Annotated in this window: 20 protein-coding genes and 1 tRNA gene; 4 read left to right on the top strand and 17 right to left on the bottom strand. The window is 62.8% G+C overall.

What is annotated here, in order from left to right:
- The first annotated feature begins 24 nt into the window (after window positions 1-24).
- Window positions 25-519, top strand: coding sequence for a M48 metallopeptidase family protein (locus KHO22_RS25290; RefSeq protein ID WP_211949923.1), 495 nt, complete (start codon window positions 25-27; stop codon window positions 517-519).
- 238 nt (window positions 520-757) lie between these two features.
- Here the strand turns inward: KHO22_RS25290 and sorB are convergent, their stop codons facing one another.
- Together sorB and sorA are read right to left on the bottom strand one after the other, a co-directional pair.
- Window positions 758-1,378, bottom strand: coding sequence for a SorB family sulfite dehydrogenase c-type cytochrome subunit (gene sorB / locus KHO22_RS25285; protein WP_211949909.1), 621 nt, complete (start codon window positions 1,376-1,378; stop codon window positions 758-760).
- Window positions 1,379-1,391: 13 nt separating this feature from the next.
- Entirely contained in the window at window positions 1,392-2,648 is a 1,257-nt protein-coding gene (sorA, locus tag KHO22_RS25280; RefSeq protein ID WP_211949908.1) for a SorA family sulfite dehydrogenase catalytic subunit, read from the bottom strand.
- A 196-nt stretch (window positions 2,649-2,844) separates the two neighbouring features.
- Here sorA and KHO22_RS25275 point away from each other — a divergent pair, with 196 nt between their 5' ends.
- Window positions 2,845-3,897, top strand: a complete 1,053-nt coding sequence (locus KHO22_RS25275) for a phytoene/squalene synthase family protein (RefSeq protein WP_211949907.1) — start codon at window positions 2,845-2,847, stop codon at window positions 3,895-3,897.
- A gap of 371 nt (window positions 3,898-4,268) precedes the next feature.
- Here KHO22_RS25275 and KHO22_RS25270 read toward each other — a convergent pair.
- From KHO22_RS25270 to petA, 6 genes are all read right to left on the bottom strand, one after another.
- A tRNA-Thr gene (locus tag KHO22_RS25270) sits at window positions 4,269-4,344 on the bottom strand.
- Between the two features lie 61 nt (window positions 4,345-4,405).
- Window positions 4,406-4,894 (bottom strand): ClpXP protease specificity-enhancing factor, encoded by a 489-nt coding sequence (locus tag KHO22_RS25265; protein ID WP_211949906.1) that lies wholly within the window; start codon window positions 4,892-4,894, stop codon window positions 4,406-4,408.
- A gap of 58 nt (window positions 4,895-4,952) precedes the next feature.
- Window positions 4,953-5,564 carry a glutathione S-transferase N-terminal domain-containing protein gene (locus KHO22_RS25260; RefSeq protein ID WP_008643086.1) on the bottom strand — a complete coding sequence of 204 codons (612 nt, stop codon included), beginning with the start codon at window positions 5,562-5,564 and terminating at the stop codon, window positions 4,953-4,955.
- Between the two features lie 208 nt (window positions 5,565-5,772).
- On the bottom strand, window positions 5,773-6,516 hold the full coding sequence (locus KHO22_RS25255; RefSeq protein WP_211949905.1) for a cytochrome c1: 744 nt from the start codon (window positions 6,514-6,516) through the stop codon (window positions 5,773-5,775).
- 37 nt (window positions 6,517-6,553) lie between these two features.
- Complete coding sequence (locus KHO22_RS25250; protein ID WP_211949904.1) at window positions 6,554-7,957, bottom strand: cytochrome b; 1,404 nt, start codon at window positions 7,955-7,957, stop codon at window positions 6,554-6,556.
- A 2-nt stretch (window positions 7,958-7,959) separates the two neighbouring features.
- Window positions 7,960-8,577: a ubiquinol-cytochrome c reductase iron-sulfur subunit gene (gene petA, locus KHO22_RS25245; RefSeq protein ID WP_211949903.1), complete on the bottom strand. Its 618-nt coding sequence runs from the start codon at window positions 8,575-8,577 to the stop codon at window positions 7,960-7,962.
- 214 nt (window positions 8,578-8,791) lie between these two features.
- On the opposite strand from petA, the gene mscL reads away from it, so the two are divergent.
- Window positions 8,792-9,229, top strand: a complete 438-nt coding sequence (mscL, locus tag KHO22_RS25240; RefSeq protein ID WP_211949922.1) for a large conductance mechanosensitive channel protein MscL — start codon at window positions 8,792-8,794, stop codon at window positions 9,227-9,229.
- 64 nt (window positions 9,230-9,293) lie between these two features.
- On the opposite strand, the gene KHO22_RS25235 is transcribed toward mscL, so the two are convergent.
- Window positions 9,294-10,040, bottom strand: coding sequence for a Nif3-like dinuclear metal center hexameric protein (locus KHO22_RS25235; protein WP_211949921.1), 747 nt, complete (start codon window positions 10,038-10,040; stop codon window positions 9,294-9,296).
- Between the two features lie 19 nt (window positions 10,041-10,059).
- On the opposite strand from KHO22_RS25235, the gene KHO22_RS25230 reads away from it, so the two are divergent.
- Entirely contained in the window at window positions 10,060-11,253 is a 1,194-nt protein-coding gene (locus KHO22_RS25230; RefSeq protein ID WP_211949902.1) for a Do family serine endopeptidase, read from the top strand.
- Window positions 11,254-11,703: 450 nt separating this feature from the next.
- Here KHO22_RS25230 and KHO22_RS25225 read toward each other — a convergent pair whose 3' ends face one another.
- From KHO22_RS25225 to hisI, 8 genes are all read right to left on the bottom strand, one after another.
- Window positions 11,704-12,846 carry a porin gene (locus KHO22_RS25225; RefSeq protein WP_230427014.1) on the bottom strand — a complete coding sequence of 381 codons (1,143 nt, stop codon included), beginning with the start codon at window positions 12,844-12,846 and terminating at the stop codon, window positions 11,704-11,706.
- A 229-nt stretch (window positions 12,847-13,075) separates the two neighbouring features.
- Window positions 13,076-13,864 (bottom strand): twin-arginine translocase subunit TatC, encoded by a 789-nt coding sequence (gene tatC, locus KHO22_RS25220; RefSeq protein WP_211949900.1) that lies wholly within the window; start codon window positions 13,862-13,864, stop codon window positions 13,076-13,078.
- A gap of 107 nt (window positions 13,865-13,971) precedes the next feature.
- A complete protein-coding gene (tatB, locus tag KHO22_RS25215) occupies window positions 13,972-14,478 on the bottom strand; it encodes a Sec-independent protein translocase protein TatB (protein ID WP_211949899.1) in 507 nt (168 codons plus the stop codon).
- Between the two features lie 99 nt (window positions 14,479-14,577).
- A complete protein-coding gene (gene tatA / locus KHO22_RS25210; RefSeq protein ID WP_211949898.1) occupies window positions 14,578-14,802 on the bottom strand; it encodes a Sec-independent protein translocase subunit TatA in 225 nt (74 codons plus the stop codon).
- Window positions 14,803-14,947: 145 nt separating this feature from the next.
- Window positions 14,948-15,304, bottom strand: a complete 357-nt coding sequence (locus KHO22_RS25205) for a histidine triad nucleotide-binding protein (RefSeq protein WP_211949897.1) — start codon at window positions 15,302-15,304, stop codon at window positions 14,948-14,950.
- Window positions 15,305-15,359: 55 nt separating this feature from the next.
- Window positions 15,360-15,749, bottom strand: a complete 390-nt coding sequence (locus tag KHO22_RS25200; RefSeq protein WP_211949896.1) for a DUF4870 family protein — start codon at window positions 15,747-15,749, stop codon at window positions 15,360-15,362.
- A gap of 41 nt (window positions 15,750-15,790) precedes the next feature.
- Complete coding sequence (locus KHO22_RS25195) at window positions 15,791-16,168, bottom strand: phosphoribosyl-ATP diphosphatase (RefSeq protein WP_211949895.1); 378 nt, start codon at window positions 16,166-16,168, stop codon at window positions 15,791-15,793.
- The gene (gene hisI / locus KHO22_RS25190) at window positions 16,165-16,572 is read right to left on the bottom strand and encodes a phosphoribosyl-AMP cyclohydrolase (RefSeq protein ID WP_211949894.1); all 408 of its coding nucleotides are present in this window, start codon (window positions 16,570-16,572) and stop codon (window positions 16,165-16,167) included. Before hisI ends, KHO22_RS25195 begins: the two co-directional genes overlap by 4 nt.
- Window position 16,573: the final 1 nt, after the last annotated feature.

The following is a 16,573-nucleotide window of genomic DNA, read 5'->3' as shown; positions in this document are numbered from 1 at the left end:
TGGCAGCCTTCCGCCAAGGACCCGATGCGCTTCCTGGGCGGCTACCCGCCTGGCGTGCTCGACCAGGTGCGCGAGCTTGCCGCGGCCGGCAAGCTAGGTGAACACATCTCGCGCCGCTACCCGGACCAGCACGGCGTGCAGTCCGACCGCGCGCTGTACGACTACGCGTCCGAACTGAAGCAGGAATTCCTGCGCAGCGCCCCGCCGCTGCACAAGGTGGGCTACGACGCACGCCTCGACACGGCCCACAAGGCGCTCGGCCTGCATACCGCGATCTCCCGCGTACAGGGCGGCAAGCTCAAGGCCAAGAAGGAAATCCGCGTGGCCTCGCTGTTCAAGGAAGCGCCATCCGAATTCCTGCGCATGATCGTCGTACATGAACTCGCCCACCTCAAAGAGAGCGACCACAACAAGGCGTTCTATCGCCTGTGCGAGCACATGGAGCCGCGCTACCACCAGCTGGAGTTCGACACGCGGCTTTGGCTGGCGTGGCGGGAGCTGGAACGCGGCAGCACCTGAGGCTTCCGCACGGCCTCGTGCTAGGCGGCACAGCCGTCCTTGACGAGCGCGACAGGCGCCAGGCGGACGACGGTCAATTGAGCGATTCGCCATTTCCCGGCTGAGGTCCGCCAGGATGCCCTCCGGTCCGGATGGGAATGCAAAGTCCGGCTGGTCCTCGAAGCTCGAGACACGAGGCCAGGACGAAGGCGTCGCGGCATAAGAAGAACGGGCTACGCATTTGCGTAGCCCCATCCTCTTACCGCGACAACACCCAAGTCGCCAACGTCTTCAGATCCGCCTCTTCCAGTTGCGGGAACGCCGGCATCGGCACCTGCCCCCACTTGCCGCTGCCGCCGCTGCGGATGCTCTGCATCAGCTTGGCGGTAGCGTCGGCATTGCCGGCGTACTTGGCCGCCACGTCGTGAAACGCGGGGCCGACCACCTTCTTGTCAACCGCATGGCAGGCGCTGCACTGGTTGGCGCCGAGCAGCGCATCCGCCGTGCGCGGCGCGCCACTAGCGGCCGGCGTGGCAGCCGCGGGAGCGGCGGCCACGGGCGTTGCGCTGCCGCGCTCCGCACCGTAGGTCTTGACGAGGTAATCAACGATGGCCGGCATGTCTTCGTCGCGCAGCGGCGCGCCGAAGGGCTTCTTCATCTTCTTGACGGTCGCGTCCCAGTAGGCGCGCGAGGAGGTCTGCGGCTGTGTCTCCACGTACTGCGCCGAATGGCAGGTCATGCAGTTCTGCTGCACGAGCCGGTAGCCGGGCAGATCGCTCGGACGATAGGCGGCGGCTTCCGCGGGCAGGGTGACCTCCAGCGCCATGGCTGGGAGGGCGAAAGCGGCAAGCGCGGCGGCGATCAGGGTCTTCATGTTCATGACGTCCCCTCCCTCAAACCGCAGTGACGCGCGTGGTTTCGACCACGTTGCGCATATAGCCCGGCGGGTTCCACAGCGCCTCCAGCGGCTGGCTCTGGCCAGTCCGGTTCACCGCGCGCACGCGCAGGTCGAGTTTGCCGCGGCGCGGCGGGCGCAGCACAGCCGTCCATTCACGGAACGAGTAGCGCCCCAGGTCCTGGCCGAGTTTTGCGGATTGCCACGAGCGGCCGCCATCGGCGGAGAAGCCGACTTCGCCGATACCGTAACCGCCGTCGAAGGCGATGCCACGCACCACCGTTTCGCGGCCCGCCGGCACCTTGGCGCCGTCTTCCAGGCTGGTGATGAACGAGCGCACGGTGAAGCGGCCGATCGGCGTGGTGGCCGACGGCGCCGTACCGGGTGCCACGCAGGCGCACGGGTTCGCCGGGATGCGATAGGCCGATGCCATCCAGAAGCCATCGAAGACCTTGTCCACGACCTGAATGTCCGACAGGTGCTTGACCCAGTACGTGCCGTAGTGCCCCGGCACCACGAGACGCAACGGATAGCCATTGAGCATCGGCAGGTCCGCCCCGTTCATCGCCCAGGCGAGCATCACCTCACCGTCGAGCGCGTGATCGATGTTCAACGCCTTGACGAAGTCCGGGCCGGTTTCGAGAGGCGGCTTGTCGAGGCCGTTGAAAGTCACCTGCACGGCACCCGGCTGCACGCCGGCCTTTTCCAGCACCTTCTTGAGCGGCACGCCAGTCCAGCGCGCATTGCCCATCGCACCGTTGCCCAGCTGGCCGCCGTTGACGCGCGGATCGAAGAAGCCCCGGCTGTTGCCCGAGCACTGGTTCACGGCCACGATCTCGACCGGATCGGTCAGGGTCTTCAGTTCCGCCAGCGACAGTTCCAGCGGCGCCTTCACATGGCCGCCAATGCGCAGGCGATAAGTCTGGGGATCGATCGAGGTCGGGATGCCGCTCCAGTGGTAGCGCACGAAGAAGGCATCGTTGGGCGTGAGGATGCCCTCGTTGAACACGCTGAACGGCGTCTCCAGTTGCGGCGGACGGCTGGTCAGCAGGATCAGCGGACGCTTCTGCGGGAAAGTGGCCAGTTCGCGCTCGCCATTGGCGAAGGGCATGGCGACCTTGCCGGGCGTGCCGGCGGCCAGCGCGTCGAGCGCGGTGGCGCCCAGCGCGGCCTGGGCCATCAGGGCACCAGCCCCTTGCAGGAAGCGGCGCCGCTCGCGCGTCGGGCGGCGGTGAGGATGGTCTGAGGCAGTCATGGTCTTCTCCCCTTTTGTTCTGAATATAGTGCCCACGGTGAGGACATCCGCGCATTGTCTCTAGCGGGCTAGGGCGGCGTATAACTCGATATTCTGGTAAGGGTTATCGGCAGAATCGAATTCGCCGTTGTCGTGCCGTCGTCGGCTTGCCCACGACCGCTACAATGCGCCCTACCCTCGCGCCAACACCGCACTCATGCCAAACCCTACCCGGGCCTACCTGCTCGGCCCGCTGCTGAAGGGAGTTTCCCGCTCGTTCTATCTGACGCTGCGCATCCTGCCGGCGGGCATGCGCGATCCGGTCGGCCTGGCTTACCTGCTGGCGCGCGCGGCCGACACGATTGCGGACACCGCGCTGATTCCCCCTGCGCAGCGTCTTGACCTGCTGCTGGCGCTGCGCGAGTGTGTCAACGGCCGCTGCGATCCCGTGCCGTTCGCCGATCGTTTGTCCCGCGAAGTCGCCAACCATCAGACCGAGTCCAGGGAAAAGGCCTTGCTGGAGTCGATCCGGCCCGCGTTCGACGTGCTGGCCCAGCTCGATGACGCCGACCGTGCCGCCGTGCGCGGCATCGTCACCACGCTGACCGAGGGCATGGAGTTCGACCTGCGCACGTTCCCGGACGAACGCTCGGGAGAAGTTGGCGCGTTGCAGGGCTCAGACGACCTTGATCGCTACACCTACCTCGTTGCCGGCTGCGTGGGGGAGTTCTGGACGGCGATGACTTACGCCCACTTGCCCGGCGTACTCAGGGAGGAGCCGGCCGTCATGCAGCGTCGGGGCATCCGCTTCGGCAAGGCCTTGCAGATGGTCAATGTGCTGCGCGACTGTGGCAGCGACCTGCGTATCGGGCGCTGCTATCTGCCGAAGGAACTCCTCGATCGCCACGGATACGGGCCGCGCGACCTGCTGGAGCCGGCAAATTCGCGGCGCATGCGGCCGGTGCTGTTCGAACTCGTGCGCCTGGCGCTGGACCACTTCCGCGAAGCCATGGCCTACACGCTGGCGATTCCGCGAACCGCCGTGCGCTTGCGGCTCGCCTGCCTGTGGCCGATCTTGATCGGGCTTGAGACCTTTCGGCTGCTCGTGGAGAACGAAGCCTGGCTCGACCCGGGCAAGGTCTCGAAGATCGATCGCAAGAAGGTCTACCGCATCCTCGGCGGCAGCGCAGTGCTGGTCATATCGGATGGCCTGCTGCGCCGGTGGATGGAAGGCGACATCGCAAGCATCGAGGCAGTGATGTCGCGATAAGGTTGGATTGGAACAACGCAAACCGGACTGACGGAGCCGAATGCATCAAAGGCGGCCCAGGAGATTCCAGCCTCCCGCACTTTATCGTTTCGCCGCCTGACAGCAGGACTCGCGCCTTGTAACTAGTGCCCTGGCCGCGCCACGCGCAACGCCTTGACCGCATCCGCCTTCACATCCGCGGGCTGCCCGCCGTAGGTCGCTCGCAGGTATTTGGCGAGTTGCGCCAGTTCGCCATCATTCATCGCGAGGTCCGCGATGACGTGTGACAGCGCGGGAGCGCTGACGAGCCTCAACAGGGTTGGACGAGAGTTACGTGCGGGTAGAAACGACAAGGGGTTGCAAGCTTTCGCCTGTAACCCCTTGGTTTTATCTGGTGCCGGCTGCAGGACTCGAACCCGCCACCTGATGATTACAAATCAACTGCTCTACCTGATGAGCTAAGCCGGCATATCTGATGCAGACCGCGATTCTACTGCATTGCGGTCCGCTTTGGTGCGTTGCGGGTGACTTACTTCACCACCTTCAGCGACGGCTTCTTGCCACCGATGCGCGGCACGGGCGGCGGGGTTTCGTCGTCGTCCGGAGCGCCTTGCTCGGTGCTGACCGAAGTCTCGGATTCCACCGGTGCCAGCTTGGGCGGCGGGTTGTTTTCGCGCTCGGTTGCGGCCTGGGTTTCCGGCAGGCTGCGCTCGACCGGGAAAGCCATGCCCTGGCCGTTTTCGCGCGCGTAGATGGCGAGCACGTTTTCCACGGGCACGTCGATCTTGCGCGAGATACCCCCAAAGCGCGCGCTGAACGTGATCCACTCATTGCCCATGTCCAGGCCGCTCGTGGCGTCGAAGCTGACGTTGAGCACGATCTCGTTGTTCTTGACGAACTCGCGCGGCACGCTGGTATTGGCGTCGACAAAAACGGCGACGTACGGCGTAAAGCCGTTGTCCGTGCACCACTCGTAGATGGCGCGGATCAGGTAGGGCTTGGTGGAGGTTTCAGGCATGGTGCTTCTTCATGACGCCAGTGGTCGGCCCGATGCGCAAGCATCGGGCCTGCCAGGCTTAGCGGCGCATCACCTTTTCGGACGGGGTGAGCGCTTCGATATAGGCCGGGCGGCTGAAGATGCGCTCGGCGTACTTGAGCAGCGGTGCGGCATTCTTCGACAGCTCGATGCCATAGTGGTCCAGGCGCCAGAGCAGCGGCGCGATGGCGACGTCGAGCATGGAAAACTCTTCGCCAAGCATGTACTTGTTCTTGACGAAGATCGGCGCGAGCTGGGTCAGGCGGTCACGGATCGCGGCGCGGGCGCGCTCGTGGTTCTTCTCGGCGGCCTTACCCTTTTCATTCTCCAGCACGTAGACGTGGGTGAACAGTTCCTTTTCGAAGTTGAACAGGAACAGGCGGGCGCGCGCGCGCTGCACCGGGTCGGCCGGCATCAGCTGCGGGTGCGGGAAGCGCTCGTCGATGTACTCGTTGATGATGTTCGACTCATACAGGATGAGGTCGCGCTCGACCAGGATAGGTACCTGGCCGTAGGGATTCATCACCGAAATATCTTCGGGCTTGTTGAACAGGTCAACGTCGCGGATCTCGAAGTCCATGCCTTTTTCGAACAGGACGAGGCGGCAACGTTGGGAAAACGGGCAAGTCGTACCCGAATACAACACCATCATGGTTGGATTCCTTGGGCTTAGCCGATGCGGGGTCGGACGGTAAGGTCAGCCATTCTGCCAAAACCCGGCACCGAAAAGCAAATAAGTTATATATAAATCACTTGTAGAGGGCCTACTGCGGCAATTCCAATAGAAAAAGGGCCAGAGCGGTGCTGCAACGGCAACTTCCGCTCTGGCCCTCTCCTTCATGCCGGGCCGGCCTGGGGCGTTACTTTATGTCTTTCCAGAAGGCAGCATTCAGGCGCCATGCTAAGACGGTGAACACGCCCAGGAACAGCAGGACCCAGACGCCGAGGCGCTTGCGGTGGTTCTGCGCGGGCTCGGCCACCCAGTCCAGAAAGCCAACCAGGTCGGCAGTCGCCTGGTCATACTCGACCTTGCTCAGCTTGCCGGGACTCAGTTGCTCAAAACCGGCGAACTTGTGGACCTTCTCGCCATGCACTTCCGCTTCGGCGAACTTGGCGGCGCGCTGGCCCTGCAGTTCCCACAGCACGTGCGGCATGCCGACGCTCGGGAACACCAGGTTGTTCCAGCCGGTGGCGCGGCTGTCGTCGCGGTAGAAGGTACGCAGGTAGGTGTAGAGCCAGTCGTCGCCGCGGGCGCGGGCGATGACGGACAGGTCGGGCGGCTGCGCGCCGAAGAAGGCCTTGGCTTCCTTCGGCTGCATGGCGATGGTCATGGTCTCGCCAACCTTGTCCGCGGAGAACAGCAGGTTGTCGCGGATCTGGTCATCGGTCAGGCCAATGTCCTTGAGCCGGTTGTAGCGCATCATCGATGCGCTGTGGCAGTTCAGGCAGTAATTGACGAACAGCTTGGCGCCACGCTGCAGCGACGACAGGTCTGCAGTATTCACCGGTGCCGGCTCCAGGGGATACCCCCCTTCGTTGGCCATGACGGGCGCGGCGGCAAAGCAGGCGCCTGCCAGTGCAATGATGGAAAGCAGCTTTTTCATCGTGTGTCCTTGTCCTCTTGTCGGGGTTCGCGTTCGCTCAGTGCGGGTGGAACGTGACGCGCTCCGGGACCGGCTTGAACTGGCCGGCGCGGCTCCACAGCGGCATGGTCAGGAAGAAGGCGAAGTACAGCAGCGTGCCGAGCTGCGACACCTTTTCACCAACCGGCGACGGCGGTTGCACACCGAGGTAGCCGAGGACGATGAACACCACCACGAAGACGCTCAGGATGGTCTTATGGAAGGCGGGACGATAGCGGATGGACTTCACCGGCGAGCAGTCGAGCCACGGCAGGAAGAACAGGATCACGACCGAGCCGCCCATCACCAGCACGCCCCAGAACTTGGCGTCGATGAAGTAGAAGCCAACCGCCAGGATCACGGCGATGGCCACGGCAGCAGCCTTGATGCGGCCGTCCTTGCTGCGCATGAACAGCATGCCGAGCACCAGCGCGAAGAACACCCACAGGATCGGCAGGAAGTTCGACGTGGTGGCGCGCAGCATCGAGTAGAACGGCGTGAAGTACCACACCGGCGCGATGTGCGGCGGAGTCTTGAGCGGATCAGCCGGGAAGAAGTTGTTGGATTCCAGGAAATAGCCGCCCACTTCCGGGAAGAAGAAGATCACGGCCGAGAAGATCATCAGGAAGCCGCCCACGCCCAGCAGGTCGTGCACCGAGTAGTACGGGTGGAACGGGATACCATCGAGCGGCACGCCGTTTGCGTCCTTCTTGGCCTTGATCTCGACGCCGTCCGGGTTGTTGGAGCCCACTTCGTGCAGCGCGATGATGTGCGCGACCACCAGCGCCAGCAGCACCAGCGGCACGGCAATGACGTGGAACGAGAAGAAGCGGTTCAGCGTCGCATCGCTCACCACGTAGTCGCCGCGGATGAACAGCGACAGGTCCTGGCCGATCACGGGGATGGCCGAGAACAGGTTCACGATCACCTGGGCGCCCCAGTACGACATCTGGCCCCACGGCAGCAGATAGCCCATGAAGGCTTCGGCCATCAGGCACAGGAAGATCAGGCAGCCGAAGATCCAGACCAGCTCGCGCGGCTTGCGATACGAGCCGTACAGCAGCCCGCGGAACATGTGCAGGTACACCACCACGAAGAACGCCGAGGCGCCGGTCGAGTGCATGTAGCGCACCAGCCAGCCCCAGGGTACTTCGCGCATGATGTATTCCACGCTGGCGAAGGCGACGGGAATGCCTGCGGCATTGAGCGTGCCGTCCGGCTTGTAGTTCATCACCAGGAAGATGCCGGTGACGATCTGAATCACGAGGACCAGCAGCGCCAGCGAGCCGAAGAAATACCAGAAGTTGAAGTTCTTCGGCGCGTAGTACTTGGAGAGATGGTCTTCCCACAGCTGCGTGGCGGGGAAGCGGGCGTCGATCCAGCCCAGCAGACCGGTTGTCTTGACTTGCTTATCGGCCGCCATGATCAAGCTTCTCCTTTTTCATCCTTGCCGATCACGATCTTGGTGTCGGTGAGGAACTGGTAGGGGGGAACATCGAGATTCTGCGGAGCCGGTTTGTTCTTGAAGACGCGGCCAGCCAGGTCGAAGGTGGAGCCGTGGCAGGGGCAGAGAAAACCGGGATCAGTGCCGAGCTGAGGATTGGAGCCGGCAGCGAAAGGGCCCGAAGGCGAGCAACCAAGGTGGGAGCAGATGCCCACGACGACCAGGAGGTCCTTGTGTTCCGCGCGGGAACGGGTTTCGTTCTTGCAGTACTCGGGCGTCTGCATCGTGAACGCAACGTCTGACTTGGGGTCGGCGACTTCGCCGTCGGTCTTCTTGAGCGAGGCCAGCATCTCGTCGGTGCGACGCAGGATCCAGACCGGCTTGCCACGCCATTCGACCGTCATCATCTCGCCGGGCTTGAGGGCGCCGATATCGGCTTCCACTGGCGCGCCGGCCGCCTTGGCCTTCTCGGATGGTGCGAAGGTACTGACGAAAGGAACCGCTACCGCTACGCTTCCGACGCCGCCAGCGACGGATGTCGCGATCAACCAATTGCGGCGACCTTTATCCACGCTCTTCACGTCTTGCTGGTCACTCATTCCAAACCCCAGGGGAAGTCAATTTAGATTTTGCGTCAACCATAAATTGTACATGAGGCACCTCCGCGCAAGATAGGCGAAAAACCCAATGGGCATGTACGATTATCGGCCGGACGCGCGGATTGCCGCGTGCAAGCTTGATTTCCGCGCATCGATGCGGCAGGCTTCTGGGCTTGAAGGCGTTCATTGCTTGCAACAAGAAGGAGAAAGCCCCATGAGCATGGTGTCGGAGTTCAAGACCTTCGCAATGCGCGGCAACGTGATCGACCTTGCGGTCGGCGTGATCATTGGCGCGGCATTCGGGAAAATCGTCGATTCGATCGTCAATGACCTGATCATGCCCGTGATCGGGCGCATCGTTGGCAAGCTGGATTTTTCCAATATGTTCGTTACGCTGGCTGAGCCGCCGGCAGGCACGGCGATGACGCTGGATGCCTTGAAGAAAGCAGGCGTGCCGGTGTTTGCCTACGGCAATTTCCTGACCATTGTGGTCAACTTTGTGATTCTGGCCTTCATAATTTTCCTGATGGTGCGGGCATTCAATAAGATGCGCGCCGAAGAACCGGCAGCCCCGGCGGAACCGCCAGCGACGCCCGAAGATATTGTCCTGCTGCGCGAAATCCGCGACAGCCTGAAAGCCCGCCAGCCCTGATCGGGCAAGAGCAGGATTCTGACAAGACAACGGCCCCAGTGGGGGCCGTTTTTATTGATACGCGTCAAACAGGATTGGGAATATCGATGAAGGTGTGGTGCAGGCCGAAGCGCTGCGCCACATGCTCGCCGAGCGAACGAATGCCGTAGCGCTCGGTGGCATGATGCCCGGCCGCAAGATACGCCACACCGCTTTCGCGCGCGAGGTGCGTGGTCTGTTCAGAGACTTCGCCGCTCAGATAGGCATCGACGCCCGCTGCAACGGCAGCATCGAAATAGCCTTGCGCACCGCCGGTGCACCACCCCACCGTGCGGATCATCTGATCGGGGTCGCCAATGGCCAGTGGTTCGCGCCCGAGCACTCCGCCGACATGCGCAGCCAGCGCCTGCAGCGGCATCGGCGAAGGCAGCGTGCCGGTCCAGCCGAGTTCGTCGTCGCTGAAGCGCCCCGTCGGGGTGAAGCCGAGTTGAAGTGCGAGCTGGGCGTTGTTGCCGAACTCGGGATGGTTGTCGAGCGGCAGGTGATACGCGAACAGGTTGACATCCGAGCCCAGCAACCGCTTGAGGCGTGCGTGCTTCTGGCCAACCACGCGCGCGTCCTCGTTTTTCCAGAAGTAGCCATGATGCACGAGGATGGCCTGTGCGCCGGCTTCGATGGCCGCTTCGACCAGCGCCAGGCTGGCCGTGACCCCCGTCACGATATGTGTGACCTCGGCGCTGCCTTGCACTTGCAGGCCGTTGGGACAATAGTCCTTGTAGCGGGAAACCGCCAACAGGTCGTTCAAGTACAATTCCAGCTCTTTAGTCTTCATTTTTTGCTCAAACTCCAATATGTTGCGGCGCTTTTGGCTGTTCTTTGCCCAGGCTGTCACCGTCGTGCTGGCAGTCTGGTTCGTCGTCGCCACGCTCAAGCCCGAGTGGCTTCAGAGGGGGCGCGTCGCGGTGCAGTCGGGGTCGCCTATCGTGGCGCTGAAGGAAGTCGTGCCCAACGTGGCCGGCACCGCTGCGGAAGGGTCTTACAGCGAAGCTGCGCAGCTGGCGATGCCTGCCGTGGTGAATATTTTTACCAGCAAGAACGGCACCCGACGCTCTCCCCACCCGCAGGCCGAGGATCCGTGGTTCCGCTTCTTCTTCGGCGACCGCCTGCCGGAACGCCAGGAACCGGTGTCCAGCCTGGGATCGGGCGTCATTGTCAGTGCCGAGGGTTACATTCTAACCAACCATCACGTGGTGGACGGCGCCGATGAAATCGAGGTTGCGCTGACCGACGGCCGCAAGGCGAACGCCAAAGTCGTGGGCTCGGATCCAGAAACCGACCTGGCAGTGCTGAAGATCTCGCTGAAGGACCTGCCTGCCATCACGCTCGGCCGCCTGGAGAACGTCAAGGTCGGCGATGTGGTGCTGGCAATCGGCAATCCGTTCGGCGTCGGCCAGACCGTGACCATGGGCATCGTCTCGGCGCTGGGCCGCAGCCACCTTGGGATCAACACGTTCGAGAACTTCATCCAGACGGATGCGGCGATCAACCCCGGCAATTCCGGCGGCGCGCTGGTGGATGCGCGGGGCAACCTGCTGGGCATCAACACCGCCATCTATTCACGTTCGGGCGGGTCGCTCGGCATCGGCTTCGCGATCCCGGTGTCGACGGCCAAGCAGGTGATGGAATCGATCATCTCGACCGGCAGCGTGACGCGCGGCTGGATCGGCGTGGAACCGCAGGACATGACGCCCGAAATCGCCGAATCGTTCGGGCTCGACGCCAAGGAAGGCGCATTGATCGCGGCGGTGGTGCAAGGCGGCCCGGCCGACAAGGCGGGAGTGAAGCCCGGCGATGTGCTGGCTTCCGTTGATGGCCAGCCCATCACCGATACCACCGCGCTGCTGAACGCGATCGCCCAGCTCAAGCCGGGTGTGGACATCAAGATGAAAGTGATCCGCCGCGGTAAGCCGGCCGAGCTGACCGTGACCATTGGCAAGCGGCCTCCGCCTCCGCGGCGTGCCGTACCGTTTGATGATGAGGAATAGCGCGTTCGTCCGATCTCTGGTCTGATTGCGAAAATAAAAACCCCGCTGTAGATGGCGGGGTTTTTTGTTGTCTGTTGCCGAGAAGGATCTTGCCCAATCACTCATGGCGCAGACCGCGCCGCTCGGTGCCGACAAATCGCCAGCGTCTGCAGCCGACGGGAATCCTGGCCGGGCGCAACATAAGCGGCAATGGCCGAGAGCGCAGACTTGTCGTGCCAGCGGTCACGCGAACGCCCGGCGCGAGGCGCATACGCTTGCCAGTGTGTCCGGCGGCTCCCAACAATCCAGGCCCAACCATGCCTCCCCGCATAAGACTCAGCTCCGCGCGCTTGTCACCGCGCAGCCCCTTGGCATAGGTTTGGCACGCGACCGACAAAGTAAAACGCCGCCACCCTTTCGAGTGCCGGCGTTTTTCAAGCCAATCTACAGCGGGCTCAGGCCCGCATCAGATTAGAACTTATGACGGATACCAACGGTAGCGCCGAACTGGCTGTCACCATGGCCGGTAGCGTCAACGTTGGTCTTGCCAAAGCCGCTAACACCCAGGTTCGAGTTGTCCTTGTTGTGGGCGTATGCCAGGCTCAGGTAAGCGTCGGTACGCTTCGACAGGGCGTAGTCAGCCGTAGCCACGAACAGCCACGGATCCGCCTTGTTGCCACGGAAGTCCTGGTAGTACGCTGCACCGGTCAGCGAGAAGGCCGGCGTGACTTGGTAACCCAGGCCCAGCCAGTACAGGTTCGACGAAGCCTTGGCGCCGGTCAGAGCTTGTGCGCTCAGGCCCAGGAACGGGATCGTGCCCAGGTCAACACCCTTGGCCCAACGGTAGCCGGCGAATGCCTTGGCCGGACCGAAGGCGTACGTACCAGCCAGCGAAGCGCGGCGAACCACGGCGTCCGGATTGGCGGTGAAGCCCAGGTTCGTTTCGTCATAGATGGCGCCCACGGAGAACGGACCACCAGCGTAGGTCAGACCCAGGCTGTATTCGCGGCCAATCTTCCACGTGCCCGGAACTTCACCTTGGTTGCCCTGGAAGACGCCAGCAGCGCCGCCGGTGTTCGAGCCGAAGCTGTACAGTGCGTTGGCGGTCAGGCCACCGAACGTACCGATGTACTTGATCGAGTTGTCGGCACGGCTCGAGAAAGCGCCATCTTGAGCGGTGATCGAGTAGTTCGACGCAATGGCCATCGGGTCGAACTGCAGACCGAAGTCATAGAACGGGGTCTGGTGACGACCCAGGGTCAGCTGACCGTACTGGCTGCCCACACCGACGTAAGCCTGACGACCGAACAGGCGGCTGTCGTTGCCCATCTTGCCATCGTCAACGGTGAAACCGCTTTCCAGCACGAACAGACCCTTCAGGCCACCGCCCAGATCTTCCACGCCACGCAGGCCCCAGCGGCTGCCCGACTGGCCACCCGAGATCAGACGGGTCACGCTGTGGCCATTGGAGATGCCTTGCGACGGAACAGCAGGCTGGTTGTTCTGATATTCGATACCAGCGTCAACCACACCGTACAGGGTTACGCTCGATTGGGCGTACGCGCCACCAGCGGCCAGAGCGGCGACGGCGGCAGCAAACAGTTTCATCTTCATATCGACACTTTCCTTGTCAACTGATTGGGAAATCTTGGTTGCCCAAGTACTTGGGCGACGCATTAACGTTCACGTCTGCTGCGTATTATGGGCCAGCGTCCCCGGCCGTCAGAAGGCTTTTTCGGCGTAAACTGCGTATACGGGCCCTTTTTGTTGTGACTGAACAACAGAAATGGGGAATAAATTCCCCATTTTGGTGCAAAACAACCACTTTCGCTGTCCCATAGACTCAATCGGCCTGCGTTTCTCCCGCAGCATCGGCGCTGGTTTCAGGCCGCCCCACAAAGCGTGCCATCAGCAAACCGAGTTCATAAAGTGCGATCAGTGGCACGGCTAGAAGGAGTTGCGAAAGCACGTCTGGCGGCGTGACCACGGCGGCAACAATGAAAGCCCCGACGATCACATAGGGACGGATCTGCTTGAGTTTTTCCAGCTCCACAACGCCAAAGCGAACCAGGACAATCACGACCACCGGCACCTCGAAGGTGATGCCGAAGGCGAGAAAGGTGGTCATGGCGAAACTCAGGTACTTGTCGATATCCGTCGACATGTCCGCGCCGAGCGGCGCGTTGTAGTGCGCCATGAAATGGAACACGGTCGGGAAGACCAGGAAGTACGCGAATGCCACGCCGCACAGGAACAGCACGTAGCTGCTGCTCACGAGCGGCACGATCAGCCGCTTCTCGTGTTGGTACAGGCCCGGTGCGACAAATTGCCAGACCTGGTACAGGACCCACGGCAGAGCGATCAGGAAAGCGACCAGCAGCGTGACCTTCATCGGCACGAAAAAGGAGCCAGTGACATCGGTCACGATCATCCTGCCGCCCTTGGGCAACGCGTCCATCAGCGGACGCGCGAACAGGTTGAAGATGACCGGCGCCCAGTACACCAATCCCACGAAGACCAGGATGACGCCGGCCACCGCCTTGACCAGGCGTTCGCGCAGTTCGACCAGGTGTGAAATGAAGGTTTCCTGCTGCGATTCGTCTTGGGGATCGTTGGACCGGTTGTCGCTCATGGCGTGGACCGCTCAGCCGTGGCGGCTGGCATTTGGATTTCGGTGAGACCGCTTGCGCGGCAGGCATCGCGATGGCGGGCGGCATGCGTGCTGCTGCCCGGCCATGCTCATTCTAAGAAGGATCGGGCCCGGCCGGTGGCCGGGCGGTGGCGCTTGACGCGCGCGGCGCCGGACTGGACCCAGACCCGGACATTGTTCTGGCGCTTGAACCAGAGCGGGCGCGCGCCCTGCTTGACCCGCCAGCTCTTGCGGCCGTTGTGCGACTTGTGAGCCGAGTCCCAGCTAGGCGAGAAGCTCGAAGCACCACCGCCGGACGGGACAGATCCATCAGCACCGCCCAGCGCCTCGTTCAGCGCCTGCGTCTGCTCGCTGACCTCCTTGTGGATGGTGCGCTCGACATCGCGCGCGGCGTCTTCGAATTCCGTGCGCATCTTGCGCAGTTCCTCGAGCTCCACCTCGCGGCTGACCTCAGCCTTGACGTCGTTGATATAGCGCTGAGCACGCCCGACCAGTGCGCCCACCGTCCGCGCCACGCGGGGCAGGCGCTCGGGGCCGATCACGATCAGCGCCACGGCGCCGATCAGCGCCAGCTTCGAAATGCCAAGGTCGATCATGCGGGCGTCAGGCGGATTACTGCCAGGGCGAGAATCATCGGTCGTGCAACCACTCGGTGCGGAGACAGGGCGAAAAGGGAAAAGGCGGCAAGGCCAGGCTTACTGCTGGCGGCTCTTTTCCTTGGCGTCCACGTCGATCGTGGTGGAATCACGCAGTTCCTTGGCCTCTGCCGGCTTGTCGTCGCCGCCTTCCTTCATGCCGTCCTTGAAGCCCTTGACTGCACCGCCCAGGTCCTGGCCGATATTGCGCAGCTTCTTGGTACCGAAAACGAGCATGACGATCACCAGAACGATCAGCCAATGCCAAATGCTAAACGAACCCATTTTTTGCTCCTGATGAAGCCGCGGGCGTTACCTGTTGCCGCCCGGACCCGTTGTTCCGTCCAAATCTGGCTGCGCCGGGCGACGGTTGCCGGCGCAGCGTCCGGCCCGCGCTCGCGGTCCGGCTCCTCATGCTTCGTCTGCCCGGTCAGGGCAGCGACACCTTCCATTGGTTGCGCGGCCCACCCAGCACATGAACGTGCAGGTGGTAGACCTCCTGGCCGCCATCCGGGCCGGTATTGATCACCGTCCGGAAGCCATTGCCACAGCCCGCCGCGCGCGCCAGTTCGGGCACCTTCAGCATCATTCTAGCAAGCACCTCCCCTTCGGCTGGACCACACTCCGCCAGCGAATCGACGTGTGACTTGGGGATCAGCAGGAAGTGTACCGGGGCCTTCGGGTGGATATCGTGGAAGGCCATCATGTCGTCGTCTTCATAGACCTTACGCGACGGGATCTGGCCGGCCACAATCTTGCAGAAGATGCAATTATCGTGGGAATTCATGAAGTTTTCGTTGCGATGTCGGGCACATACCCCCCCGCCGCGATATAGCTGAACGCTAAAAGCCCTGTTCCGGATACATCGGCTTGCTGTCATGGAGATAGAGCCAGCCCTTGACGATACGATACAGCATCCAGAAGGACAGAATGCCCCACACCGCGAAGGCCAGCGGAATCAGCACCACGCTGAAGAAAAACACGCCGCCGAGCACCGCCCACGCCACCGACCACCAGAACGAGCGGATCTGCCACGCGAAGTGCGACGCATACAGCGTGCCGCGCGCATCGTCGCGCTTGACGTAGTCGACGATGATGGCGATCAGCGCCGTCACGCCACCGGTCAGCCAGAAGATGGCATACAGCGCATAAAGGATGTGCATCAGCTTGCGCAGGCTGGCGAGCCGTTCGCTATCGCTGATCGTGGCCTGCCCGGTGTAGTCGTTCGCCATGCTCGCCCTCCCGATTCCGTCGCCGGATTGGCGCCTGCCCGTCAACCCTGCTCCGGGCGGCTGGCCTTTTCCTCGAGGCCGGACAACCCTTCGCGGCGCGCCAGTTCGTTGACGACATCCGCCGGCTTCAGGCCGAAGTTGGCCAGCAGCACCATGGTGTGGAACCACAGGTCCGCCACCTCGTAGACAACCTTGTCCGCTTCCGTGCCGGTCTTCCCGGCCGCGCGCGCGTCCTTGGCAGCCATCACGGTCTCGGTGGCTTCCTCGCCGATCTTCTTGAGGATGGCATCGTCGCCCTTGCGGAACAGTCGCGCGACGTACGATTTCTCGGGGTCGCCGCCGTTTTCAGGCTTGCGCGATTCCAGCACCGCGGCCAGGCGCGCCAGCACGTCGGCACCGCCGGAGTGGGATTCGGTCATGGCTTTGCGTTGTAGATTTGGGAAGGATCCTTGAGCACTGGCTCGACGGTCTGCCAGTCGCCGGTTTCGGCATCGCCCTCGAACTTCTGGAAGAAGCAGGAATGCCGGCCGGTGTGGCACGCAATACTGTCGACCTGCGTGACCTTGAGCAGCACCACGTCTTCATCGCAGTCCAGCCGCATCTCGTGCACCTTCTGCACGTGGCCGGACTCCTCGCCCTTGTGCCACAGGCGCTTGCGCGAACGCGACCAGAACACGGCCTCGCCGAGTTCGGCCGTCTTCTGCAGCGCATCGCGGTTCATGAACGCGAACATCAGCACGTCGTTGCTGCCGACTTCCTGCACGATCACCGGCACCAGGCCGTTATCGTCCCACTTGACCTTGTTGAGCCACTTCTTTGCCATG

The sequence above is a fragment of the Cupriavidus yeoncheonensis genome (genome assembly GCF_905397275.1).
Taxonomy (GTDB): domain Bacteria; phylum Pseudomonadota; class Gammaproteobacteria; order Burkholderiales; family Burkholderiaceae; genus Cupriavidus; species Cupriavidus yeoncheonensis.
Note: the sequence above shows the minus strand (reverse complement) of the source record. Positions and strands in the feature narration are given on the sequence as shown.